This window comes from Chloroflexota bacterium (genome assembly GCA_018825785.1).
Classification (GTDB): domain Bacteria; phylum Chloroflexota; class Dehalococcoidia; order JACVQG01; family JAHKAY01; genus JAHKAY01.
On the sequence record JAHKAY010000052.1, the window covers coordinates 1 to 22,940 of the forward strand.

General features: G+C 58.2%; 24 protein-coding genes. 18 read left to right on the top strand and 6 right to left on the bottom strand.

The window, feature by feature from the left end:
• Positions 1–215: 215 nt before the first annotated feature.
• Positions 216–707 (top strand): hypothetical protein, encoded by a 492-nt coding sequence (locus KJ624_07155; GenBank protein ID MBU2009593.1) that lies wholly within the window; start codon positions 216–218, stop codon positions 705–707.
• 9 nt (positions 708–716) lie between these two features.
• A complete protein-coding gene (locus tag KJ624_07160; protein ID MBU2009594.1) occupies positions 717–1,289 on the top strand; it encodes a hypothetical protein in 573 nt (190 codons plus the stop codon).
• Positions 1,290–1,360: 71 nt separating this feature from the next.
• On the opposite strand, the gene KJ624_07165 is transcribed toward KJ624_07160, so the two are convergent.
• Positions 1,361–2,445, bottom strand: a protein-coding gene (locus KJ624_07165; GenBank protein MBU2009595.1) for an IS3 family transposase whose coding sequence is annotated in 2 segments (ribosomal slippage) — positions 1,361–2,196 and positions 2,196–2,445 — 1,086 coding nt in all. Because the reading frame shifts where the segments join, the coding sequence is not laid out codon by codon here.
• A gap of 202 nt (positions 2,446–2,647) precedes the next feature.
• On the opposite strand from KJ624_07165, the gene KJ624_07170 reads away from it, so the two are divergent.
• Positions 2,648–3,787 (top strand): DegT/DnrJ/EryC1/StrS family aminotransferase, encoded by a 1,140-nt coding sequence (locus KJ624_07170; GenBank protein MBU2009596.1) that lies wholly within the window; start codon positions 2,648–2,650, stop codon positions 3,785–3,787.
• 127 nt (positions 3,788–3,914) lie between these two features.
• Here the strand turns inward: KJ624_07170 and KJ624_07175 are convergent, their stop codons facing one another.
• The 4 genes from KJ624_07175 to KJ624_07190 all read right to left on the bottom strand — a co-directional run bounded on the left by KJ624_07175 (position 3,915) and on the right by KJ624_07190 (position 7,241).
• On the bottom strand, positions 3,915–4,304 hold the full coding sequence (locus KJ624_07175) for a hypothetical protein (GenBank protein ID MBU2009597.1): 390 nt from the start codon (positions 4,302–4,304) through the stop codon (positions 3,915–3,917).
• A 148-nt stretch (positions 4,305–4,452) separates the two neighbouring features.
• A complete protein-coding gene (gene galU, locus KJ624_07180; protein ID MBU2009598.1) occupies positions 4,453–5,313 on the bottom strand; it encodes a UTP--glucose-1-phosphate uridylyltransferase GalU in 861 nt (286 codons plus the stop codon).
• Between the two features lie 126 nt (positions 5,314–5,439).
• Positions 5,440–6,525 (bottom strand): hypothetical protein, encoded by a 1,086-nt coding sequence (locus tag KJ624_07185; GenBank protein ID MBU2009599.1) that lies wholly within the window; start codon positions 6,523–6,525, stop codon positions 5,440–5,442.
• Positions 6,522–7,241, bottom strand: a complete 720-nt coding sequence (locus tag KJ624_07190) for a response regulator transcription factor (protein ID MBU2009600.1) — start codon at positions 7,239–7,241, stop codon at positions 6,522–6,524. The genes KJ624_07185 and KJ624_07190 overlap by 4 nt, the downstream gene beginning before the upstream one ends.
• A 305-nt stretch (positions 7,242–7,546) precedes the next feature.
• Here KJ624_07190 and KJ624_07195 point away from each other — a divergent pair, with 305 nt between their 5' ends.
• The 3 genes from KJ624_07195 to KJ624_07205 all read left to right on the top strand — a co-directional run bounded on the left by KJ624_07195 (position 7,547) and on the right by KJ624_07205 (position 10,628).
• Positions 7,547–8,482 carry a response regulator gene (locus KJ624_07195; protein MBU2009601.1) on the top strand — a complete coding sequence of 312 codons (936 nt, stop codon included), beginning with the start codon at positions 7,547–7,549 and terminating at the stop codon, positions 8,480–8,482.
• A 59-nt stretch (positions 8,483–8,541) separates the two neighbouring features.
• Complete coding sequence (locus tag KJ624_07200) at positions 8,542–9,978, top strand: HD domain-containing protein (GenBank protein MBU2009602.1); 1,437 nt, start codon at positions 8,542–8,544, stop codon at positions 9,976–9,978.
• A 317-nt stretch (positions 9,979–10,295) separates the two neighbouring features.
• Positions 10,296–10,628, top strand: a complete 333-nt coding sequence (locus tag KJ624_07205; GenBank protein ID MBU2009603.1) for a hypothetical protein — start codon at positions 10,296–10,298, stop codon at positions 10,626–10,628.
• A 103-nt stretch (positions 10,629–10,731) separates the two neighbouring features.
• Here the strand turns inward: KJ624_07205 and KJ624_07210 are convergent, their stop codons facing one another.
• Complete coding sequence (locus KJ624_07210) at positions 10,732–11,136, bottom strand: PaaI family thioesterase (protein ID MBU2009604.1); 405 nt, start codon at positions 11,134–11,136, stop codon at positions 10,732–10,734.
• A 234-nt stretch (positions 11,137–11,370) separates the two neighbouring features.
• On the opposite strand from KJ624_07210, the gene KJ624_07215 reads away from it, so the two are divergent.
• The 12 genes from KJ624_07215 to KJ624_07270 all read left to right on the top strand — a co-directional run bounded on the left by KJ624_07215 (position 11,371) and on the right by KJ624_07270 (position 22,856).
• Positions 11,371–12,552: an ABC transporter substrate-binding protein gene (locus KJ624_07215; protein MBU2009605.1), complete on the top strand. Its 1,182-nt coding sequence runs from the start codon at positions 11,371–11,373 to the stop codon at positions 12,550–12,552.
• A 94-nt stretch (positions 12,553–12,646) separates the two neighbouring features.
• Positions 12,647–13,534: a branched-chain amino acid ABC transporter permease gene (locus tag KJ624_07220; protein MBU2009606.1), complete on the top strand. Its 888-nt coding sequence runs from the start codon at positions 12,647–12,649 to the stop codon at positions 13,532–13,534.
• Positions 13,534–14,517 carry a branched-chain amino acid ABC transporter permease gene (locus KJ624_07225; GenBank protein ID MBU2009607.1) on the top strand — a complete coding sequence of 328 codons (984 nt, stop codon included), beginning with the start codon at positions 13,534–13,536 and terminating at the stop codon, positions 14,515–14,517. Before KJ624_07220 ends, KJ624_07225 begins: the two co-directional genes overlap by 1 nt.
• A complete protein-coding gene (locus tag KJ624_07230) occupies positions 14,514–15,284 on the top strand; it encodes an ABC transporter ATP-binding protein (GenBank protein MBU2009608.1) in 771 nt (256 codons plus the stop codon). The genes KJ624_07225 and KJ624_07230 overlap by 4 nt, the downstream gene beginning before the upstream one ends.
• A complete protein-coding gene (locus tag KJ624_07235; GenBank protein MBU2009609.1) occupies positions 15,284–16,042 on the top strand; it encodes an ABC transporter ATP-binding protein in 759 nt (252 codons plus the stop codon). The genes KJ624_07230 and KJ624_07235 overlap by 1 nt, the downstream gene beginning before the upstream one ends.
• Positions 16,043–16,105: 63 nt before the next feature.
• Positions 16,106–17,929, top strand: a complete 1,824-nt coding sequence (gene iorA, locus KJ624_07240) for an indolepyruvate ferredoxin oxidoreductase subunit alpha (protein ID MBU2009610.1) — start codon at positions 16,106–16,108, stop codon at positions 17,927–17,929.
• Positions 17,910–18,566, top strand: coding sequence for an indolepyruvate oxidoreductase subunit beta (locus tag KJ624_07245; GenBank protein MBU2009611.1), 657 nt, complete (start codon positions 17,910–17,912; stop codon positions 18,564–18,566). The genes iorA and KJ624_07245 overlap by 20 nt, the downstream gene beginning before the upstream one ends.
• A complete protein-coding gene (locus tag KJ624_07250) occupies positions 18,563–19,861 on the top strand; it encodes a phenylacetate--CoA ligase (GenBank protein ID MBU2009612.1) in 1,299 nt (432 codons plus the stop codon). The genes KJ624_07245 and KJ624_07250 overlap by 4 nt, the downstream gene beginning before the upstream one ends.
• A complete protein-coding gene (locus KJ624_07255; GenBank protein MBU2009613.1) occupies positions 19,862–20,254 on the top strand; it encodes an amino acid-binding protein in 393 nt (130 codons plus the stop codon).
• A complete protein-coding gene (locus tag KJ624_07260; protein ID MBU2009614.1) occupies positions 20,254–20,532 on the top strand; it encodes a MoaD/ThiS family protein in 279 nt (92 codons plus the stop codon). Before KJ624_07255 ends, KJ624_07260 begins: the two co-directional genes overlap by 1 nt.
• 1 nt (position 20,533) lies before the next feature.
• A complete protein-coding gene (locus tag KJ624_07265) occupies positions 20,534–22,375 on the top strand; it encodes an aldehyde ferredoxin oxidoreductase family protein (GenBank protein MBU2009615.1) in 1,842 nt (613 codons plus the stop codon).
• Complete coding sequence (locus KJ624_07270) at positions 22,368–22,856, top strand: 4Fe-4S dicluster domain-containing protein (protein MBU2009616.1); 489 nt, start codon at positions 22,368–22,370, stop codon at positions 22,854–22,856. Before KJ624_07265 ends, KJ624_07270 begins: the two co-directional genes overlap by 8 nt.
• The last annotated feature ends 84 nt before the right edge of the window (positions 22,857–22,940 follow it).

The following is a 22,940-nucleotide window of genomic DNA, read 5'->3' on the forward strand; positions in this document are numbered from 1 at the left end:
CGCCTGCCCCTACGCCGACTCCTACACCTAGACCTACGCCTGCCCCTACGCCGACTCCTACACCTAGACCTACGCCTGCCCCTACGCCAACTCCTGCACCCACGCCTATCCCCACACCTGCACCAACTCCCACTCCTGCCCCTGCACCGACGCCTGCCCCCACACCTGCACCCACATCGCAGCTTTCATCTTCCCCGGTCACAGTGAGCATCCCCGTGAAGGAGGGCTGGAACCTTATCTCCTTCCCCGTCATGCCTTTGGACCCCAGAATATCCGAAGTCCTCGCCTCCGTGGCCGGCCTGTATAGCACAGTCATGGGCTATGATGGTGGCGGGCTGTCCTATTACCCCAGCCTGCCTGACGAGTTCAACACCCTGCGCCTGCTGGATCCCTACCAGGGCTACTGGATAAAGATGGAGAGAAAGGGGGTCTTGGTCATCTCCGGGTATCCAGCAACGTCCCAGACCCCGTTGGCATTGAAGCCGGGTTGGAACCTGGTAGGCTACCTGCCTACCAGGGCATTGCCCGTTGCTGAGGCTCTGGTCTGCATTGAAGGGCAGTATGATGCTGTGCTAGGCTATGAGGGTGGGGGCCTGTCGTTCTACCCGTTCCTGTCTGACGAGTTCAACACTCTTGCTGCCATGCGCCCGGGGTACGGCTATTGGATCCGAATGAAGACCTGGGGTAGCCTGGTCTATCCGCAGTAGAGAGAAGGCTTGAGAGAGCGAGGGGCTGTTTCAGGAAGCGCTTTCAGATGGGGCCTGCTACTGGTCATCGTGGTGGTGGGCTTGGCCGTCCTGCTTGACAATCTGCTTTCTCGCCAAAACAACCTGGAGCAGGGAGCAGAAGGGAAAAGCCCTCGTCCACCCCTTGTTGGGCAGCAACTCGCGGAGACCCCTATCTGGATGAACGTCCACAGCCCCTCCAGTCTGCTGGACGAGGAACCCCTGCCCGCCGGGACAGTAGTGGAGGCCTACGACCCTCAAGGTGCTCTCTGCGGCAGATTCGTGGTGGTGCAGGCGGGGAAATACGGTCTCATGCCCATATATGGCGATGACCCCTCCTCTCCGCTGGACGAAGGGGCTCTCCCGGGGGACACCATCACCTTCTGGGTTAACGGAAGCAGGGCAGCCAGCACCCCGGCCCGGGTCCACTGGACAACCTACGGCGACGTGCAGCGGGTTGACCTCTACGCTTCCTCTCCGGCAAACCAAAGGCGAATACGAGACTGGGTTGCCACGACCATGACCCAAATCGGCCGTTCACTCCGCGACCTTTTCACCCCCTGAAAGGCTCCCATAGTTCTGCCGGCCAACCTTTTCCCGGCCTGACCTTCCCCCAGAATTAGTATCACCGGTGATTAGAGTCCCGCCGCTGTTCCAGCATACTCCATGGGGGTCCGGTCCTTCAACGAGCTGTGCGGTCTGACCTCGTTGTAGTCCCTCCGCCAGTTCTCGATGGTGTCCCGGGCATGCCTCAGGCTCATGAACCAGTTCTCGTTCAGGCACTCGTCCCTGAGCCTCCCGATGAAGCTCTCGGCATAGGCATTCTCAATCGGCTTTCCTGGCCGGATGAAGTTCAGCTTCACGCCCTTGCGGTATGCCCACTCGTCCAGGGCCCGTCCTGCGAATTCGGGGCCGTTGTCCACGGTGATTACCTCTGGGAGCCCACGCAGTTCCCCTAGCCTCTCCAGTACGCTGGCCACCCTGGCACCCCCGAGGGATGTATCTACCTCGATGGCAGGGCATTCCCTGGAGTAGTCATCAACGATGGCCAGGGCGCGAAAGCGCCGCCCGGTGACTATGCTGTCGGCGACAAAGTCCATGGACCAGCGCTCATTCGGCCGCTGGGGTGACGGCATCACCACCCTCAAGCCGGCAGCACCTTTCCTCCGCCTCTTTCTCCTCAGCGCCAGACCTTCTTCGCGGTAGATCCTCTCCGCTCGCTTATGGTTGACCACCAGGCCCTCCCTCCTGAGCATGATGTGAAGCCGGGGACTGCCAAACCGCTTCCTCTCACCTGCCAGCTCCCTCAGGCGCCGGCGCAGTGTATCGTCACCATCCGACCTCGGCCGGTAGCGGTAGACCGAGGCCGAGATACCCACCAGGAGGCAAGCCCTTCTTTCGCTCAGCCCAAGACTGTCCCTGGCATGGGAGACCGCCAGGCGTTTGGCCCTGGGCTTCAGAAGTTTTTTGAGAGGAGTTCCTTCAACGCCCGAATATCCAGGGCCTGCTCCGCCACTATCTGCTTCAGGCGGCGGTTCTCGTCCTCCAGGGCTTTGAGCCTCTTGAGGTCACTCACCGTCAGGCCGGCGTACCTGGCCTTCCAGTTGTAGTAGGTGGCATCGCTGATCCCGTGCTGGCGGCAGAGATCCGAGACCTTGGCCCCGGCCTCCCCCTCCCTGAGCACCGCGATGATCTGTTCCTCGGTATGCCTTGATTTCACGTGAGCCCTCCTTCGCTATTCTATTACTGCGGAGGACTCTAATTCAGGGTGCTACTGTTTTCGGGGGGAGGGTCAGGCCCGCTCCAGCTCCAGGATTCCAACCCAATTCTAACCTCTTCCCAATGAGCTTCTAACCTTTCTCGCGCTAAGCTAGTCCGGAGGGTCATGAAGAGCAGGTAGGCCAGCGGAAAGGAGAGCAGGGATGAAGATACCGTTTGTGGACCTGAGGAGACAGTACGCCGCCATCCGGGGGGAGGTCCAGGATGCCGTAGCCCGAACCCTGGAGGGGATGCATCTCTTTCTGGGGGAGAACGTCCAGGCCCTTGAGCAGGAGTTTGCCAGCTTCTGCGGCTCCCGCTTTGCAGTAGGTGTTGGCTCCGGCACCGATGCCCTGTACCTGGCCCTGCGGGCCTCCGGTATCGGCCGCGGGGACGAGGTCATCACGGTTTCCCACACCTTTATCGCCACGGCGGAGGCTATCGCTCTCACCGGGGCGGTGCCCATCTTCGTGGACATAGACCCGGAAACCTACAACATGGACCCAGGCCAAATAGAGGAAAGGATAACTACCAGGACCAGGGCTCTGCTGCCGGTACACCTCTACGGCCACCCCGCGGAGATGGGGCCCATCCTGGACATCGCTCAAAGGCATGACCTGCGGGTGATTGAGGATGCCTGTCAGGCCCATGGGGCCCGGTATCACGGGAGGGCGGCGGGGAGCCTTGGGCACCTGGGCTGCTTCAGCTTCTATTTCACCAAGAACCTTGGAGCCTATGGAGAGGCGGGGATGGTGGTCACCGATGACCCCCAGCTCGCTGAGACCCTGCGCTTCCTCCGCAACCACGGCTCGCGCAGCAAGTATGAGCACTGCCTTCTGGGAGTAAATGCCCGCCTGGATGAGATACAGGCGGCAATCCTGCGGGTCAAGCTGCCCCACCTGGAGACCTGGAATGAGAGAAGAAGGGAACTGGCCCAGCATTATGCTCAGCAACTGCCGCCCTGGATGGTAAAGCCCGTAGAGCGGCCTGGCTGCCGCCATGTCTATCACCTCTATGTCATCCGCACACCATGGCGGGACCAGCTCAGGGAATGGCTCAAAGAGTGCGGAGTAGAAACCGGCATTCACTACCCCATCCCGGTCCACTGGCAGGCGGCCTGCCAGACCTATTCTGGGGCCAGTGGCCTTCTCCCTGCCACCGAGGAGGCTGTCAGCGAGATACTATCCCTTCCGATGTACCCCGAGTTGAAGGAAGAAGAAGTGGACTATATCTGCGGTTCCATCACGCAGTTCTTCGAGACACGGACAGCCAAGAAGGCTCCGGCGGCCCTGGTCGGGAGATAGGCAGGGGACGGAGAGTAGCAGGACCATCCCGCTCCCCGCTCACCCGGGGTCCGGTTATCCGGCCCTTCTCAGGGCACTAGCCAAGGTCAGAGTGGCTTTCGTGCCGTGGAACAGTAAATGATGGGTCTTACCGGCCTCCAAGGTCAACCCGCTGGAGCTCGCCCATGGCCGTCCAGCGGACCACTGCGGGGGTGGTGGAAGCCGTCTCGCCATCAACGGTGAACCGCAGCACATCCCCCGGCAGGGCCCCCTCGTCCTCTGGGGTAGTGGGGTCATCGGCATATACCGGCATGAGTCCATACCGTCCGGCCCGGGTGACCACGAACTCCCCGGAGAGCACTCCCTGGGGGTCGTAGGCCCTCACTACGGAGCCGACGGGCAAGGGCCTGTCGTTCCACAGGCTATCGGGGCTGTAGAAGTTCATCCACCACGGGGTTGGAGCAGGCTGGTCAGAAGCAGCCACTGCTACCCCACCCACCAGAAAGACCAGCAGGGCCGGCGCTAACACAAGGAGCAAGCGAAGAGTGGGATTCCTCGCAGCCCAAGGGCAGACCTTCACGAAAGTATTCATCACGCGATATTATGGAGGGAAGAGGGTAAGGGAAACGGTTAAGATGGGTAAGAAACCGGTTAGAACGGGGTAAAGGTCTGGTCTAGAGAAGCATCTAAATCAAGTTGCGCAGGTAGTCGCGGAGTTCCGCACCCAACTCGGGATGGTCCAGCGCCAGGGCTACGGTTGCCTTGAGCCAGCTCATAGGGGTCCCGGCATCATACCTGACCCCCTCATACTCCACAGCGTAAATCTTCTCCCTGGGCAAGAGCCGGCGGAGACCATCGGTAAGCTGAATTTCCTGCCCCCTTCCCGGGGGGGTAGCCTCCAGCGCAGCAAATATCTTGGGTTCCAGAACATACCTCCCCACGATAGCCAGGTCTGAAGGGGCCTGCTGGGGAGAGGGCTTCTCCACCAGGTCCAGCACCTGGTAAAGGCGAGGCCCAATCTGCTTTGGGGCGATGATGCCGTAGCGCCCGACTTCCTCCTTTTTCACCCTTTCCACCGCCAGTACACAGCCCCCCAATTCCCCATAGGCCTCTATCAACTGGCCAATAACAGGCCCGTTGCCAACAAAGACATCGTCGGGGAGAAAGAGGGCGAAGGGCTCCTCCCCTACCACTGCTTGCGTTACCAGAACGGCATTCCCCAGGCCCAGCTGCTCTTTTTGCCTCACATAGGCGATGTCCGCCATGTTGGAGAGCCGGCGGACCTGTTCCCAGAGGGCGGTCTCTCCCCGCTGCTGAAGAAGGTATTCCAGTTCAAAAGAACGGTCAAAATAGTCCTCAATGGCCCGCTTCCCCTGGGCTGTAACCATGACAACCTGCTTCAGTCCCGCGGTGACGGCCTCCTCCACGGCATACTGAATAATAGGCTTGTCCACCAGGGGCAGCATCTCTTTGGGTTGAGCTTTAGTAACGGGGAGAAACCGGGTGCCCCACCCCGCGGCCGTGATCACCGCCTTGCGAACTTTCATCGGCCTCCTTCACCCCATTCCTCACAGCCCGAAGGACCCGGTTGTATAGCGGAGAAAGCAGAAAACAAAAAAGGACATAGAGTCCTGCCAGTCCGCCAATCCCCACCAGCGCCACCAGCAATACCTTCAAGGTATAGCGAGCCTCTCTTGAGCGGGTACCCTGTTCCTGGGGAGGGCAAGAGAGAAGGTGCTGCCCTTCCCCGGTTGGCTCGTGGCCCATATCCTGCCGCCGTGCGCCTCCACGACGGCTTTGCAGAGGCTGAGCCCGAGCCCCTTCCCCAGCGCGGGCAGCCCGTTGTCCACGCGATAGAAGAAATCAAATATCTTTTCCAGTTCCCGTATGGGGATACCTATCCCTTCGTCCCTCACCTGGACCAGAGCAAGGGGCAAGAGCGAGGCGAGGTCTTCCTGGTCCCGGACAGCCGGGGGCAGCTCATCCACGCTCCGTACGTATTCTGACACTATTTCTATGGTCCCACCTTGAGGTGAATACTTAAGGGCATTCCCTATCAAGTTCACCAGCAACAGTCGCATCTTCGTTTCGTCCAGAGAAAGTCTTGGCATGGTGCGGGGCGCCTTCACCCTAATACAATGGTCAGGCGCCTCCTCCTGCAGCTCCAGGGCCACGGACCTGACGAGCGAGGGCAACGAAACTGGCCGCAGCACAAGATCGAAACCGCCCTTTTCCAGCCGCCAGGATTCGATCACATTGCCCACCAGCCGTGCAAGGCGCGAGCAAAGATGTTCTATAGCCAGGAGGTACTGCCTCTCCTGTTCATCGGAAATGCGGCCCTGCATTTCCTGGAGGACGGTGGCGTAGGATTTGAGGGTGCCCAGTGGAGAGAGGAGTTCATGGGAAAGGAGGACCAGTTCGTCCGGTTCAGCCCTCTTCCTGGAACCGACCTCTTCCAGGGTTATCATCCACCGCGCTCCATCCCTGCGGTTGAGAAGCCTCTGGTGGACGTGAAACCTTCTTCCGTTTCCCTTGGTCCCGGGCGACCTGATCTCTAGCTCCCCGTCCCCACCCGGGCGGGCAGACCCCGGACTGCGCCCCAGGGCCTCCGCACAGTGGCGCCCGATATTCTGCCCGATTAGCTGACGGGCCAGGGTGTTCTCGGCAATGATCCTGAGGTTCCGGTCCAGGGCAAGTATGGGCTGGGGGGCCTTTTCAAGGGCCTCACTCCAGCCAAACCAGCCCCTCTCGTTCCTCAAGAGACCCGTTTCGCTGCTACAAGCTCCGAAGATTCTATAGCCAGACGGTAGCCCAAACCCCTCTGAGTCAAAATGTATTTGGGGTTTTCGGGGTCTTCCTCAAGTTTCTTGCGCAAATAGCGAATATATAGCTTGATATACTCCCTCTCATTGACATAGGCAGGACCCCAGACATGGAACAGCAGCTCCCTGTGGCCTATTACCTTGTTCTGGTTGCGCATGAGGTAAACCAGCAAACGAAACTCCGTAGGGGAAAGTGTCACTCTCCTGCCATTAACCGATACCTGGTGGGTCCTCAGGTCGACGTGCACCTCCTTGCAGGTAAGAACAGCCGGCTCGTCTCCACCGTTGCTCTTGCTGCGTCGAAGAAGAGCCCTAACCCGGGAGAGCAGCTCCTTGTGGTCAAAGGGTTTGCTCACATAGTCGTCCGCCCCCAGCTCAAAGCCCCGCAGTATGTCGGTGTTGCCGTTTCTGCCACTGACGATGATGATTGGAACGTCAGATGCCTCCCGGATGCGCCGACAGGCCTCCCAGCCATCTATCCCGGGAAGCATGATATCCAACAGGACCACGGCAGGACGGGAATTGTAGAGAAGCCGTATTCCTTCTAGGGCATTGCAGGATGATAGGACTTCGTAGCCTGCCCGGGCCAGCCAGTCTTCGAGAAGCGCCCTGGCCTCCGGGTCATCTTCTACTACCAGAACCCGGTCCCCCATCTTAGTAACCTCCCGACCCGATTCTCCCTCTGGAGGGGTGAGAAGCGACTGCGTTATTCAGTCTCGTCTATAACCAAATAGTACTTCTCGCCCAAGGAGTATGGTACCTTTTTCCTACGCCGCCAGCAGAGAGCCTAGCGCATTTCCTCAATAATGTCAATATTGGAGATATCCCCCCACATACCAGAATTCTAACAAGATTCTAACCGACCCCTCCCCCAAAAATGACTTTGCCTTGCCCACAATGGGTAGGGCTCAAGACAGGTGCGTTTGAGAGGAGACAGAGGAGTTGCCTGAAAAGGCCCGTGAAAACGCTGGCTAAGGTTATCCTGGTAGCGGAGAGTGATGCCTTCTCCCGAGAGCTTCTGTCTTCTGTCCTAACGCGCTCGGGATACCGCGTCATCTCAGCGGCCACAGCCAGGGAGACTATGGATAAAGCCAGCCGAGAGGGACCGGACCTTATCCTTGTTGACGTGGCTCTGCCTGACATGGACGGATTTGAGACTTGCCGGCGGCTACGCCATAATCCGGCTACTGAAACAATACCGCTCCTCCTTATGGAGGCGGCGGCAGAGCCAGGGGCGCAGGAGAGGGCTCTCCTGGCCGGGGCTGAAGGAAGTACTTCCAAGGCGGCAATATCCGGGGAACTGGTTTCCCGTCTGAATCGGCTTTTCTGGCCCCTGGAGGCAGCAAAAGCTAATGACACCCTGACTCGCCTCCCGCAGTATCGTGCCTTTCTATCCCAAACGACCAGACTCCTCTCCAAGAACGAGCCTCTTGCCCTCCTGGCCGTGAAACTCGTTGGCTTCAGGGCTCTCAGCCCGAAGGAGAAGGAGCAGGCCATTCGCCTTGGAGCCATGGCGATAAGGGAAGCGCTGGCCATTCTGGGAAAGCCATCAGATATAGCCAGCTACCAGGGCAGGGGAAATTTCCTGGTTCTTACAAGCCCTTACCGTGCCTCAGCCCTGTGCCGCCGTATTCTTGCGCGCTTCCAGAGTCTGGCTGCAAGCTTCCTTACTTCCCAGCCTCCTCCGTCTCTTGTCATCGGCGGGGTCACCAATCTCCACCGTGGTTTCAGGAATGTCAGCGAGATAATCCGGCTTGCCGAACAGGGGGGCAAGTATGCTCGGCGGCGGGGGCTCGGGCACTATCTAGCCTCCTGGGAAAAGAGCCTCTTGGGAGAAGCGGTGCCCCCTCCTCCCCCGGCCCCTTTTCGGGGCGCGCGGCTGCAGGGGGAATAATCCATTTCCAATAGAATAGGGAGAGAGGGTCAGCGAAGATGCCAATAGGCAATCATCTTGTGCGACGGCTTGAGCTGCCGGTAGTAGCCATGGAGCTGGCAGTGAAATCCTTGCTCAGCGAGACGACCCTGAGCGCTGAGCATCGCAAATCTTTGGACACGGTTCACCGTCAGTTGGTGGGCCTCCTCCGTAGCCTGGACGACTTGAAGGCAGGGCGAATAGCCGAAGGCCCGTTGGTGACCCAGCCCGGGGAAGTTGACCTGGCGGAGGCGTTCAGCCAGGCCCTGGGCCTGATGGAAGGAAGGGCCCGGGAAAAAGACATAAAGCTGGAGGTGGCGGAACTGTCCCCCTGCAGCCTCTTCTGTGACGCTGGGCTCCTGCTGAAGGTATTCTTCTACCTTTTACGCGCCGAGGTAGAAGTGGCTCCCTCCGCGTCTCGGATTGCCATCAGGGGCTACCGGGAGGGGGAAAACGCCAGAATCGAAGTAATAAATCCCTCCCGTCCAGCCTGGCCTCGCGTGCTGCCCCGCACCGGTCCGGGCCAGGACCTCTCCCTGGCCCAACGCCTGGCCCACGCCGTGGGCGGTGCCCTGAGGGCCAAGAGGGGGAAAGAGCGGGGAACGATTATACTCCTCCCCTGCAGCTACAGCAGTCCCTACCTGAGGGTAGGCCGCTTTCAAACCCAGGTCAACTCCAGAGTTCAGCTAGCCCTGAAGGAAATCGGAAGAATCCGAAAGGGACTGGAAAGGGATGAAAAGCTGGCCCGCCGCATGGAAGAGAGCCTATCTGCCCTGGAAGGCGCGGTGAGGGAAGCTCGGAGCGGCGCCAACTCGCTGGCTCTCATCGGTGATGAGATGGCATACAGGGAACAGGTCCAGCAGGACCACGTGGCCCAGCTGGAACTGGACCAGCTCACCTTTTTTGAAGGTGTCCTCGATATTGCCCGCGAACTAGTATCATTCTACAAGGGTCTGGCTCTGAACCCGGAAAGGGCCAGACGCGTTGCCCGCTTGGCCCTTTCCATCGCCTCAGAGCTGCACCTCTCCACGGCACAAAAAAGGAGCATCTACTATGGGGCCCTCCTCCACGAACTGGTCTTGCCGCGGGAAGAGGAGGCCAAGTCACACCCTCCTGACGAGGCGAAGACAAAAGAGCGCCTGCAGCTCCTCAGGGCCCTGTCTCAGGTAAGCTTCCTCTCCAAGGCCCTCCCTCTATCCCTGGCTGTCCATGAGAGGTTCGATGGAACGGGTTCCCCTCACGGCTTGAAAGGGCAGAGAATACCCATGGAGGCCCGCATCCTCGCCGTGGCTGACCAATACGAAGCCTTGGTCTCCGAGGCCTTGCGCCTCGGCCCTGAGGCCTCAGAAAGGGTCAGGGAGGAAATAATGGCCGCCTCAGGGACGGCCTTTGACCCGGCAGTGGCAGACGCCTTCCTCCGGGCCTGGAAGAGCAGGAGGCTAGCCATAGAGATTGAAGAGGTGAGCCGCGGCGACTGAGACGCCCTTTGAGAGGGCACGGCAAGGCGCGTCAACATCATGCTCCTGGCAACCCGGGGATGACTTGAGGAGAAGGCCCGGGTTAACCCTCTGTAGCTAGCAGAGGCTGGGCGGAACTCAAATCGAGTTCCCTCTTTCACCTGTAAGCTCTTTCTTACAGCTTCCTTTCAACGACGGGGCAGCCAGTGGCTCTTGCCCATTTACCAAACCATTACCAGGTTTTCCGCCGAAATTGACAGAAACTTAATCCTCTTTGCCCTGGTTCTTTACCTCTTGGGCTTAAAGTCAGAATGCGAATAGAGAAAGGACGTAAAGATATGCCCAAGAAGGAAGAAACCGGACGCGTCAGCCTTGCGAAGGGAAAGGCCCTCCTGGCTATGAGGGACCGTTTCCTGTCCCTGCAGGAGAAGTACAGGGACCAACTAGAGCAGAATAGAGATGTTCCGCTGGTGGCCGAGGTAGTCCTGCGGGATGTAGTCAAGACGATGGAGAAAGAAGGGCTCAACTCTGTTCTGGAGCAGCCCCAAGGCGTCATGTTTGCTGAGCTCCTTGGACACATTGCCAAGCAGAGCTTCCTCTACGGGTACCTCTGGGCTAAGGGCGAAGAAGAGCAAGAGGCCATCGGAGAAAGCGGAACTCCCAACAGATAGCTCACAAGAACACCCTGGAGGGTTAGCGTGACCGGGCGCTAGGCTACGTCTGGCCGCCATGTGGTTTAGAAGGGCAGCAGTCTCCCCAGGCCAGTAGGGCCAGTCAGTCTCTAGTTCCCACCGAGACTGACGTGCCTGTGGCACGGGCAATCGTCTTTCCCTCGGAGTTGACGACTGTCATTTCCGAAATTGCCAGCGTCCTGCCGGCATGAACGACCCTGGCCTCAGCGTGAATGGTTTCCCCCACAGGCGCCGAACCCAGAAAATTGATGTTCAGCTGGACAGCCACATACATATTCTCCAGAGTATTGACAGCACAGCCAAAAGCCTGGTCAAGCAGCGAGGCAATAACACCACCTTGCACCAGATTGTCCCAGGTAAGAAAGTCTCTTCGGACCTCCAATCTCACCTTAGCGTATCCTCGGGAGAGTTCTTCAACTGTCATGCCAAGAAAGACGGCGTAAAATGAGCTATCAAACTTGCGACGCATCTCCTCAATTTCAGCCATGGCTTCAATCTCCTGTCTGCCTACACGGTCAGCAGAGGATAACGAATCTCTCTGCCCCACAGGATTGTAGCGGAATAGCAGCAGCAGCACAAGAATTGGCAGACCTGCTGGGAGCCAAGACGCAAGGGTGGTTCTGGACGGATGGGGCGGATAGACTCCCGGCGCATGATTGACAAAGGGGCGAGACTTTGTATATCCTAAGCACAATGTCGCTCTTGTGAAAGGGGGAACTACATGAAAAAGTGGCTCTACCTGGTGCTGGCCATGGGGTTGCTTGTTGCCGCGGTTCCGCTGGCGGGCTGTGTTCAGCCAGTAATGGCGGAACATTACAAGGTTGGTGCGGTCCTGGCTCTCACCGGCCCCGCCTCTAACCTGGGTGTCCCGGAGAAGCAGACGCTGGAGATGATGGTGGAGGAGATCAATGCTAAGGGTGGTGTCAATGGGCATCTTCTGGAAGTGATTATCTATGACAACGAGACCAGCGCAGAGAAGGCCGTTACCCTGGTGAACAGACTTGTGGAGCAGGATAAGGTGCTGGCTATCATGGGGCCCACTACCAGCGGAGATAGCCTGGCCGTGATCGACGCCGTTACTACGGCCAAGGTCCCTCTAATCTCCCTGGCCGCCAGCATCGGTATTGTGACTCCCGTAGAGCAAAGATACTGGGTGTTCAAGACCCCTCAGGCCGACAAAGAGGCAGTCACCGAGATTTACAAATACATGCAGAAGAAAGGCCTTACCCGACTAGCTATAATCACCAACACCTCCGGGTTCGGGGCTGGCGGGAGGAAGTTCCTGCTCTCGGATGCTGCCAGCTACGGGATAAGCATAGTTGACGACCAGACTTATAGTGTCGGTGACACCAGCATGCAGTCCCAACTCACCCATATAAAGGGTACCCCGGCTCAGGCGGTGATCGTTTGGGACACCGACCAGCAGGCCGCTATTGTGGCCTCCGACATGAAGACCCTTCAGATGAACATCCCCCTGTTTGCCAGCCACGGGATTGCCAATAAGGCATTCATCCAGAATGCGGGGGCCGCCGCCAACGGGGTTATCTTCCCCGCGGGCAAGCTACTGGTGGTGAACGAGGTCCCCGCTACTGACCCGCAGAAGCAGGCCCTGACAAAATACAGGAACGATTTCGAATCCAAGTATGGCAGTGGGACCGTCAACACCTTCGGGGGGCACGCAGCTGATGCCCTCAACATGGTGGTCCTGGCCCTCCAGAAGCTACCGGCAGGCCTGGACCTTGCCCAGTCCAGGGCCAATATCAGGGATGAGATAGAGAAGGTCAAGGATTTCGTGGGCATAAGCGGGGTCTTTACTATGTCCCCCCAGGACCACCTGGGAATGAAACCAGGGTCCCTTGCCGTGATCAAGATAGTTGACGGGAAATGGACCTGGGCTCAGTAGGGACAACTTGCCTCACAGGCCATAAGCTGTACTTAGCAGGAAGGGGGGAAAGGTGGTCTTTCCCCCCTTCCTGTGAGGGTGTAGCCAGGGACCGATGTCAACAGAGCAGTTCATCCAGTATCTGATATCCGGTATTACTCAGGGCAGCATTTATGCCCTGGTGGCGTTGGGGTTTACCACCATCTACGCTGTGACCAAGATCATCAACTTCGCCCAGGGCGAGTTTGTGATGTTGGGGGGCATGCTCTCCTTCACCCTGGCCCATTCCGCAGGCATGCCTCTGGTTCCCGCCTTGCTACTTTCGGTGCTGAGCACAGCCGCGATTGGTGCCATCCTCTATACTCTTGCCATCCGCACTGCCAGAAAGGCCTCGGTAGTGAGCCTCATCATCATCACCATAGGAGCCGCCATCCTCATCCGCGGCATTGCTGCGCAGCTGTGGGGGGTGGAGGCTGTACGTCCTCCATTTTTCACCGGGGATGAACCCATACCGTTCCTGGGAGCCCTCATCCGCCCACAGGCCCTGTGGATAATAGGCACCTCCCTGGCCGCAACCCTTCTCCTGCATCTCTTCATGTCCTACACCATGATGGGAAAGGCTCTGAAGGCATCTGCCATAAGCCAGACAGCCGCCGCCATGGTGGGGATTGACACCCGACTGATGGCTCTGTGGGCCTTCGCCATAGCGGCCGCACTGGGTGCCCTCGGGGGAGTGGTGGTGGCCCCCTTGAGCCTCACCGCCTACAATGTGGGCGTCATGCTGGGACTCAAGGGCTTTGTAGCCGCTTCTGTGGGCGGCTTCAAGAGCCCGGTGGCTGCCGTCGTCGGCGGTCTGACCCTTGGGGTCGTCGAGTCGCTGGCTGTGGGGGTGGACTGGGGGCCCTTCACATCCTCCTATAAGGACGCCATTGCCATTGTCCTCCTGCTGTTGGTCCTGCTGGCGCGCTCTGGGAGCCTGGCAGCAGAGGAGAGAACAGGCTGATGATTAGGAGGGCGAAGGGTAATTGGACCTATCTTATTATTGCAGCGTTGCTCCTATTGCTGATATTGATACCTTTCGACTGGTTCCTGGGTCGGTACACCAGCCTGATGATCTTCACCGGCATCAGCACCATGGTTACGGTAGGCCTGTGCTTGCTGATGGGCTATACTGGGCAGGTATCCCTGGGGCAGGCTGCTTTCTACGGCACCGGGGCCTACATATCCGCTATTCTGAGCAAGACCTACGGCGTCAACCCCTGGCTGGCCATGCTAATAGCTGCCGCAGCTACTGGCGCCTTCGCCTATGTCATCGGCTATCCCATCTTCAGGCTGAGGGGTAACTACCTGGCAATGGCCACCCTCGGCCTGGGCGTAATCATGTGGATACTGTTCCGGCAACTGAGCCAGTATACCGGCGGCCCCGATGGTATGGCTGGCATTCCTTATCTGTCTATCGGCGGCTTCTCGTTCAATACCCCCTTCAAACGATACTTCCTGGTCTGGTTCTTCTGCCTGGTCATCCTGCTTATCTCACAGAACATCATCAGGTCACGGGCAGGGAGGGCTCTCAAAGCTATTCATGGCAGTGAGGCCGCGGCCGAGTCAATAGGCATCAATGTTGCCCAGTTCAAGGTTAAGGTCTTTGTCTTGAGCGCCGTTTACGCCTCGCTGGCAGGCAGTCTCTTCGCCCATCACCTGCGCCACGTAAGCCCCCAGTCCTTCGATTTCCTGGCCTCGGTGAAGTTAGTGGTGATGGCGGTAATAGGAGGCCTGGCCAGTGTCTGGGGTTCTATCTTCGGCGCCGCCACCACCCGCATACTCAGTGACGAGCTGTTGCTCAGGTTCGGCGAGCTGGATGTAATAGCATACGGACTCATACTTATGCTGGTCATGATTTTCATGCCAGAGGGTTTGTTTGTAAAACTAAAGGATATCATGGGACAATGGCGCCTCAGATATGAGCAGAGGGGAACGAAGACTTGAGTGAATCCATATTGGAAGCCAGGAGTTTGGGCAAGACCTTCGGGGGGCTGGTAGCCCTGGACAAACTTGACCTGACTATAGAGACAGGGAAGATCACCGCCGTCATCGGCCCTAATGGGGCTGGAAAGACCACGCTGTTCAACCTTATCGCCGGGGTCTACTCAGCAACCGCCGGTGAGATTCGCTTCCAGGGAATGCCTATTAGCCAAACTGCAGCCCACAAAAGGACAGCGATGGGCATCGCACGGACTTTTCAAAACATCCTCCTATTCGGGAACATGACCGCCCTGGAGAATGTAATGGCAGGCCAGCATCCTCGCAGTAGCTATGGCTTCCTGGAGGCTGCCCTGCGACTCCCCAAGGCCCATCGCGAAGAGGAGACCATCTCTCTCAAAGCGATAAGGTACCTTAACCTGGTAGGCTTGGGGATGTATGCACAACAGGAGGCCCTGAGCCTGCCTCTGGGACAACAAAAACTCCTGGGCATCGCCCGAGCCCTGGCCACTGACCCCAAGCTTCTGCTGCTCGATGAGCCCGGTGCTGGACTGACTACCCTCGAGAAGCGAGCCTTGGCCGACCTAATCCACCGCATCAGTGAAATGGGAATAAGCGTGCTGCTGGTGGAGCACGATATGCCCCTGGTGATGGGCCTTGCTCAGTGGGTCGTAGTTCTAGATAGTGGACGAAAAATAGCTGAAGGCACTGCCTCCCAGGTCCAAAGGGACCAGAGGGTCATTTCTGCCTACCTTGGTGAGGAGATAGAGTGATGTTGAAGGTTGAAAAGGCCTCGGTGTCCTACGGCCGGGTCACAGCACTGCGAGAGGTCTCCCTGGTGGTGAACGATGGGGAGATTGTAACTCTTATCGGTACTAACGGAGCCGGCAAGACCACCCTCCTGAACGCCATATCGGGAATGGTGCCCCTAAAGAGCGGCAGCATCTGGTTGCGCGATAGCCGGCTGTGCGGACTTTCAACTCACGAAACCGTGAGGATTGGGCTGGCCTACGTTCCTGAAGGAAGGCAAATCTTCGGCTCTATGTCGGTGATGGACAACCTGACCCTGGGTGCCTACTCCCAATGCTCCCAGAACCGATTCAGCACTCTAGGGCCCATTGGTTGGTTCCTTCGTCGTCCCTCAGTCCAGTCCAATTTGGAAATGGTATTCAGGCTTTTCCCAATACTTAGAGAGCGTCAGAAGCAGCACGCGGGCAACCTCAGCGGAGGCGAGCAGCAGATGTTGGCTATTGCCAGAGCGCTGATGTCCTCCCCCAAGATGCTTCTGCTAGACGAGCCTTCTCTCGGATTAGCACCTAACCTGGTGAAGGACATCCTGAAACTCCTGGTCAGACTGAGGAATGAGGGGCTTACCATACTCCTCATTGAACAGGATGCTGCTGCTGCCCTCAGAATTGCTGATAGAGGCTATGTAATGGAGAGGGGACGAGTTACCATTGAGGGCACTGCCGGGGAGCTTCTAGGTGATGATAGGGTGATACAGGCGTACCTGGGTACAAGGATTTCTTAGTCTAATATAATACAAACGTGGTAAAATAGCTTGGGGCCAATGACGAAGGGACATGTGAAGAAGATGAAGCGCCTATTATCAGGCAACGAAGCCATTGCCCTCGGAGCATACCACGCCGGTGTAAGTGTTGCTGCTGCCTACCCAGGGACTCCCAGCACCGAGATACTGGAAAGTCTAGCCAGGATGGATGGCATCTATGTTGAGTGGTCCACCAATGAGAAGGTGTCCATGGAAGTAGCTATGGGAGCTTCCTATGGTGGGGTCAGAGCCCTGGTTCCCATGAAACACGTAGGATTGAATGTAGCGGCAGACCCCTTTTTCGCGGCATCGGTGACAGGGATAAGAGGGGGGCTGGTGGTGGTATCCTGCGATGACCCCGGTATGCACAGCTCTCAGAACGAGCAGGACAACCGCCATTATGCTCGCTTTGCCAAGGTCCCCATGCTGGAACCCAGCGATAGTCAGGAAGCCTATGACCTTATGAAATGGTCTCTTGAGATGAGCGAGGAATTCGATACACCGGTGCTCTTCCGCACTACCACACGGATCTCTCACTGTAAGACCGTGGTAGAAGTGGATGAAACCCCCCAAATCGCGAAGAGGTCTCCCAGATTCATCCGGGACCCCGGCAAATTCGTCATGGTCCCCACCAACGCCAGACCCAGGCATCCCCTCATGGAGGCGCGTATACAGAAGCTGTCATCATATGTAGAGACGTTTCCCCTTAACGAGCTAATCCTCAGAGACCGAAGCATCGGCGTCATCTCCGCCGGGGCTGCTTACCAATATGCCCGGGAGGTTTTCCAGAATGCCAGCTTCCTCAAGCTGGTGACCACCTACCCTCTCCCCCGTAACCTTATCAGGGAATTCGCAAGCAAGGTGGAAAGGGTAGTGGTGGTAGAGGAGCTTGACCCCTTCATTGAGGATTCCCTGAAAGCTATGGGCATTGATGCCCTGGGCAAGGAGTTCGTGCCCATCACCGGGGAGTTGAACCCACAGGTATTGGAAGAGGGAGCCGCAAAGGCGGGACTCCTCCAGAGAGCCAGAAAGACCAAGCCCGAGAGGTCTCCGGTGCCGCAGCTCCCCCTGCGTCCGCCGCTATTGTGTCCCGGCTGTCCCCACATGGCTGCCTCCTATGCCCTGAGGAGGCTAGACTTCTACCACACCCACCCCCAGGAGGACCCGGCATCGGGCAGGGAAGTCCTGGGGGAACTCAAGCGCCAGGGCGTAATAGCCACCAGCGACATTGGGTGCTATACCCTGGCGGTCTATCCGCCCCTCCTGGCCCTGGATACCTGTGCCTGCATGGGGGCGAGCATTGGGCAGGCCCACGGGCTGGAGAAGGCCGGGGTGGCCAACAAGACGGTGAGCGTCATCGGCGATTCCACCTTCCTTCACTCCGGCATCACCAACCTGGTCAACATAGTGTACAACAGGGGCAACAGCACGGTGATAGTTCTGGACAACAGCACCACTGCCATGACCGGCCATCAGGGGCACCCGGGAACTGGCATCACCGCCAGGGGAGAAGAGGGGCAGAGAGTGGTAATTGAGGACCTCTGCCGCGGCGTGGGGGTCAGGGATGTCAGTGTGATAGATGCCTTCAACCTCCCCCTCATTGAGGCTACCATAAGGCGATGTGTGGAGATGCAGGAGCCTTCCGTGATTGTGATTCGCGGCTCGTGTCCCCTTCATGTAAGGGGCAAAGGCACCGCGCTGGCGGTGGACCCGGAAAAATGCGACAGCTGCTTTGCCTGCCTCAGGCTTGGCTGTCCGGCTATAGTCATAGAAGGGGAAAAGGCCAGGATTGATTCCTTCCAGTGCCTTGGAGAGAGGTGCTCGGTCTGCCTCCAGGTGTGCACCCGGGATGCCATCAAGGCAGGGTAGGGTGAAAACAGATGTGCTCATGGTAGGGGTAGGAGGTCAGGGGGTGGTCCTGGCCAGCGATGCCCTGGCTGAGATTGCCATGAAGAACGGCTATGATGTGAAGAAGTCAGATACCCTGGGGATGGCCCAGCGGGGCGGCAGTGTGTCCAGCCACGTCAGGCTGGGGGAGCACATCTTCTCACCCATTATGAGTAAGGGCGACGCTGATTTTCTCCTGGCTTTCGAGCTGCTGGAGGGCGCCAGGAGCGCGGACTATCTCAGGCAAGGGGGCGTCGCCATCATAAATGACCAGGCCATCCCCCCATTGTCTGTGGTGGGCGATGCCTCGGCCTATCCCAGCACCAGTGAGGTGGAGAGGATTATCCGCCGGTACACCGATGAGGTCTACTTCCTGCCGGGACGGGAGATTGCCGAGGAGATGGGCAATGCCCAGGTACTCAATGTGCTGCTCCTGGGTTTCTTGTCCCGCTTCCTGGCCATGGATGAGCAGGCGTATATTGGGGACCTGTCTCAGCGAGTCCCGGCCAGGTTTCTGGAGTTGAACCTGAGGGCCTTCTCCCGGGGCAGGGAAGAGGCTGAATCCCGGAGGCTGGCAAAGCCCATAGGAATGCGAGAGCGCCGGAGGTCAAAACGATGATCTGGAGCCCCAAGTATGAGACGATGCCCAGAAAGGACCTGGAGAGACTCCAGCTGGAACGGCTGAAGGCCCAGGTAGCCCGGCTCAACGAGAAAGTCCCCTTCTACCGGCAGGCCTTCCTGGACAAGGGCATCACCCCTGCCAGCATTCGCTCCCTGGCAGACGTGGCCAGGCTGCCTTTCACAGCAAAACACGACTTCCGCGACAACTACCCCTTCGGGCTTCTGGCTGTTCCCCATGATGAGGTGGTGAGGATACACGCCTCAAGCGGTACCACAGGCAAGCCGGTGGTAGCTCCCTATACCAGCGGCGATATAGAGATGTGGACGGAGGTTATGGCCAGGACTCTGACTTCTGCTGGAATGAGCAAAATGGACATAATGCAGAATGCCTATGGCTACGGGCTGTTCACAGGAGGGCTGGGCTTCCATTATGGGGGGGAGAGGGTCGGTGCCGCTGTTATCCCCACTTCAACGGGCAACACCAAGAGGCAGCTCATGCTCATCCAAGACTTGGGGACCACTGTTATCACCTGCACTCCTAACTATGCGCTCATAATCGCTGAAACGGCACTGGAGATAGGATTAGACCTCAAGTCTACCAGGCTCAGGCTAGGAGTCCTGGGGGCCGAGCCCTGGTCGGAGCGGATGAGAGCAGAGATAGAGGCCAAGCTGCCCATCAAAGCCATAGATATATACGGACTTACCGAAATAGTGGGCCCCGGCGTCTCCGTGGAGTGCCCCCACCAGTGCGGCATGCACATCTTCGAGGACCATTTCCTGGCTGAAATCGTTGACCCCCGGACGGGTGAACAGCTTCCCTATGGCGAAAAGGGGGAACTCGTGCTTACCACCCTCACCAAGGAAGCATTGCCAGTTATCCGCTTCCGGACCAAGGATATAACCTCTCTAGACCCCTCGCCCTGCAAGTGCGGGAGGACCCTGGTGCGCATGTCCAAGGTAACTGGTAGGACTGATGACATGCTCATCGTCCGCGGCATCAATGTCTTTCCCTCGCAGATAGAGAGTGTTCTCCTTGAGGTTGAGGGCGTGGAGCCCCACTATCAGATCATAGTTGACCGGGAGCACCACCTGGACGAGCTGGAGATCTGGGTGGAGGTCTCGGAGGCCGTCTTCTCCGATGAGATGCGCAAGCTGGAGTCCCTGGAAAAACGGGTGAGAAAGGAGCTGGAGAGCGTCCTGGGTATCAGTCCCCGGATAAAGCTGGTGGAGCCGAAGTCCCTGGCCCGTACTGAGGGGAAAGCGAAGAGGGTCATCGACCGGAGGGAGCTGTAGATGAAAGCCAGGCAGGTTTCCGTCTTTGTCGAAAACCAGCCAGGGAGGCTGGTGGCCATGCTGGAGGCGCTGCAGACCAGGAATATAGACATTCGGGCCCTTTCTGTGGCCGACAATGCCGATTTCGGCATAGTCCGCATGATCCTCTCGGATACACGCTTGGGCGCCGATGTGCTGCGAGAAGCCGGATTTACCGTAAAGGAGACTACCGTCCTTCAGAAAGATATGCCCGATAGGCCGGGCGGTCTCCTGGAAACGGTAGCCAGGCCTTTGAGCGAGGCCGGTATCAACCTGGAGTACTTCTATGCTTTCCTTGACCCTGCTCCCGGCAAGGCTACTATTGTGATTAAGGTGGCAGACCCCGAGCGGGCTGAAAGGGTGCTCGGGCCGTAATGGAATGCACCGTCGAGCTTTTCGGAACCCTTCGACAGCTAATGAAGGCCTCTGAGGTCAAGCTCAAGCTGCCTCCCGGGTCAAGCCTCAGGGATGTATTGAGTAACCTGGTACAAAGAGAGGCCCGGCTGCTGGAAGGTGTGGTTGACCCAAAGACGAAGGCCCTCAACGGGCCCTACCGGTTCTACAAGGAGGGGAAGGGCTTTATGGATGACCTGGGCCAGAAGGTGGAGCACGGGGACCGCTTTTTGCTGATGTCGGCGGCGGTGGGGGGCTAGTTTGTATTCGTACAGCGGCAAGTGCCTGGTCGTGGACCTGACTACGCAGAGCACACGGCTGGAAGAACTGCCCGAATCCTTGCTCAGCAGTTATGTTGGCGGAGTGGGCCTGGGAACCCGGCTCCTCCTCGAGAAGTCGACGCCCGGTGCCGAACCCCTCAGCCCGGACAATCCTGTGGTCTTTGTCTCCAGTGGACTGGCGGGCACCATGGTACCGACTGCCAGCAAACATGCGGTAGTAACCAAATCCCCGCTGACCGGTCTGGTGGGCGATTCCCTTTCCTCCAGTCACTGGTCCCTGGCATTGAAAAGGGCAGGCTATGATGCCCTGATAATCACCGGAATGGCTTCCTCCTGGGTTTCCCTATTCATAGATGATGACATAGTTCACTTCCGCAAGGCAGACCACCTGTTAGGTAAAGGCAGCTCCCAGACTGAAGAAGCTATCCGCAGGGAGACAGGTGACAACAGGGTCAGGGTGGCATCTATTGGCCCTGGTGGGGAGAGACTGGTTCGCTATGCCTGCATCAGCAATGACAGCAACCGCCAGGCGGGTCGCACCGGCACCGGCGCCGTTATGGGTTCCAAGAGGCTGAAGGCTATCGCCATCAGGGGGACCAAGCCCATCTCGGTATGGGACCTCGACGGGCTTCAAAAAGTCTGCGCCGACCTCTACGCGAAAGCACAGACTTCTGCCACTGAGAAGTACAGAATGCTGGGAACACCAGCCAATGTTCTGGTCCTGAATCGTCTGAGCGCACTCCCCACCCGCAATTTCCAGCAAGCCTCCTTTGAGGGAGCTGAAGGCATCAGCGGGGAACACCTGGCAGAGTGCTATCTGGCAAAGGTAACCGCCTGTGCCAGCTGCCCTATCGCCTGTGAACACCTGTACCGGGTCCAGGACGGCCCCTACGCAGGGCTGGAGATGATGCTGGACTACGAGACCCTCTTTGCGCTGGGTCCTCTCTGCGGCATCAGCTCGGTGCCAGCAATACTAAAGGCAGCGGAGCTGTGCGACTTCTATGGCATAGACACCATAAGCACTGGGGGCTGTATCGCCTGGGCTATGGAGTGCTTCGAGAAGGGGCTGTTGACCACAAACGACACCCGGGGGCTGAGGCTGTCCTTCGGAAACCATGATGCTCTGGTGGAGATGGTGGAGCGCATCGGCAAGCGGGACGGCGTGGGCGACCTTCTCGCCGAGGGAACCAGGCGAGCTTCAGCTCAACTGAAGGGAGGCTCCGAGCATTGGGCTATTCATTCCAAGGGGCTTGAGTTGCCAGGCTATGACCCCAGGAGCATGAAAACCCAGGCCCTCGGATTCGCTGTGGGGCTGCGCGGCGGCTGTCATAACCGCTCCCCTTCGTACGAGGTGGATATGTCACCCGGCGTGGACCGGCTGAAAGCTGAACCGGGACGAGGGTTGCTCAACAAGGAGAAGGAGGACTTCGCCGCCGTCCTCGACTCCCTCATCCTCTGCAAGTTCATACGTCGTTGCTTCGAGGACTTCTTTCTGGAGGCAAGTCGGCTATACACCCTGGCCACCGGCATAAACATGAGCCCTGCTGACCTCAGGCAGGTTGGCGAAAGGGTCAACAACTTGAAGAAGGCCTTCAATATTCGCGAAGGATGGACACATGCCGACGACTGGCTCCCCCCCCGCATGTTTAAAGACCCCATACCTTCCGGCGAAGCCAAGGGAGCGGTCCTTTCCGAGGCAGAACTGAGAATGATGATAGATGATTACTATAAGGCACGCGGCTGGACTGCCGAGGGCCTCATTCCCCCGGGGAAGTTGAAAGAACTTAAAATGGATGATGTGATAGAATTGCTCAATGGATAGTGACATGGAGCGTAGGTACATCCACTGCGATGCTGATAAGTGCACTGGCTGCCGGATATGCGAACTCGTCTGCTCAGCATCCAAGGAAGGCAGGTTTCATCAGGAGCTATCCAGGATAAGGGTAGCCCAACCCACCCCCACCATAGTTACAAGCATCGCCTGCCGCTTCTGCGAGAATGCCCCCTGCATAGCTGGTTGTCCCAAAGACGCCCTGAGTATGAGTGGGGAGACTAATACTCTTAAGCTCGACAAAGCGCGCTGTACTGGTTGTGGCTGGTGCATAGAAGCCTGCGATTTCGGGGCTATCATGCTGGATAGAAGCACGAAATCGGTAGTCATGTGCGACCTGTGCCTTTCTCTTCCCGAACCCCGTTGCGTTGAGATATGCCCGAAGAAGGCCCTCAGTCTTTCCACGTCGGAGGCAGTTGCCCAAAAGGCCAGGGACCGGGTAGCGACGACTTCAAAAAAGTGTATAGTGTAGCCGCAAAGAGCAAAAGGCATATCCCGCTCGCTCTTGTTTCCGCAATAGCCGTATTGGCACTCCTGTGCGGACTATCTTTGTCTT

Excerpts from the sequence above, each read along its gene's own strand:
- KJ624_07170 (MBU2009596.1), top strand. The coding sequence starts at position 2,648 with ATGAAGATACCGTTTGTGGACCTGAGGAGACAGTACGCCGCCATCCGG.
- galU (MBU2009598.1), bottom strand. The coding sequence starts at position 5,313 with ATGAAAGTTCGCAAGGCGGTGATCACGGCCGCGGGGTGGGGCACCCGG.
- KJ624_07190 (MBU2009600.1), bottom strand. The coding sequence starts at position 7,241 with ATGGGGGACCGGGTTCTGGTAGTAGAAGATGACCCGGAGGCCAGGGCG.
- KJ624_07205 (MBU2009603.1), top strand. The coding sequence starts at position 10,296 with ATGCCCAAGAAGGAAGAAACCGGACGCGTCAGCCTTGCGAAGGGAAAG.
- KJ624_07210 (MBU2009604.1), bottom strand. The coding sequence starts at position 11,136 with ATGGCTGAAATTGAGGAGATGCGTCGCAAGTTTGATAGCTCATTTTAC.
- KJ624_07215 (MBU2009605.1), top strand. The coding sequence starts at position 11,371 with ATGAAAAAGTGGCTCTACCTGGTGCTGGCCATGGGGTTGCTTGTTGCC.
- KJ624_07220 (MBU2009606.1), top strand. The coding sequence starts at position 12,647 with ATGTCAACAGAGCAGTTCATCCAGTATCTGATATCCGGTATTACTCAG.
- KJ624_07225 (MBU2009607.1), top strand. The coding sequence starts at position 13,534 with ATGATTAGGAGGGCGAAGGGTAATTGGACCTATCTTATTATTGCAGCG.
- KJ624_07235 (MBU2009609.1), top strand. The coding sequence starts at position 15,284 with ATGTTGAAGGTTGAAAAGGCCTCGGTGTCCTACGGCCGGGTCACAGCA.
- iorA (MBU2009610.1), top strand. The coding sequence starts at position 16,106 with ATGAAGCGCCTATTATCAGGCAACGAAGCCATTGCCCTCGGAGCATAC.
- KJ624_07245 (MBU2009611.1), top strand. The coding sequence starts at position 17,910 with ATGCCATCAAGGCAGGGTAGGGTGAAAACAGATGTGCTCATGGTAGGG.
- KJ624_07250 (MBU2009612.1), top strand. The coding sequence starts at position 18,563 with ATGATCTGGAGCCCCAAGTATGAGACGATGCCCAGAAAGGACCTGGAG.
- KJ624_07255 (MBU2009613.1), top strand. The coding sequence starts at position 19,862 with ATGAAAGCCAGGCAGGTTTCCGTCTTTGTCGAAAACCAGCCAGGGAGG.
- KJ624_07260 (MBU2009614.1), top strand. The coding sequence starts at position 20,254 with ATGGAATGCACCGTCGAGCTTTTCGGAACCCTTCGACAGCTAATGAAG.
- KJ624_07270 (MBU2009616.1), top strand. The coding sequence starts at position 22,368 with ATGGATAGTGACATGGAGCGTAGGTACATCCACTGCGATGCTGATAAG.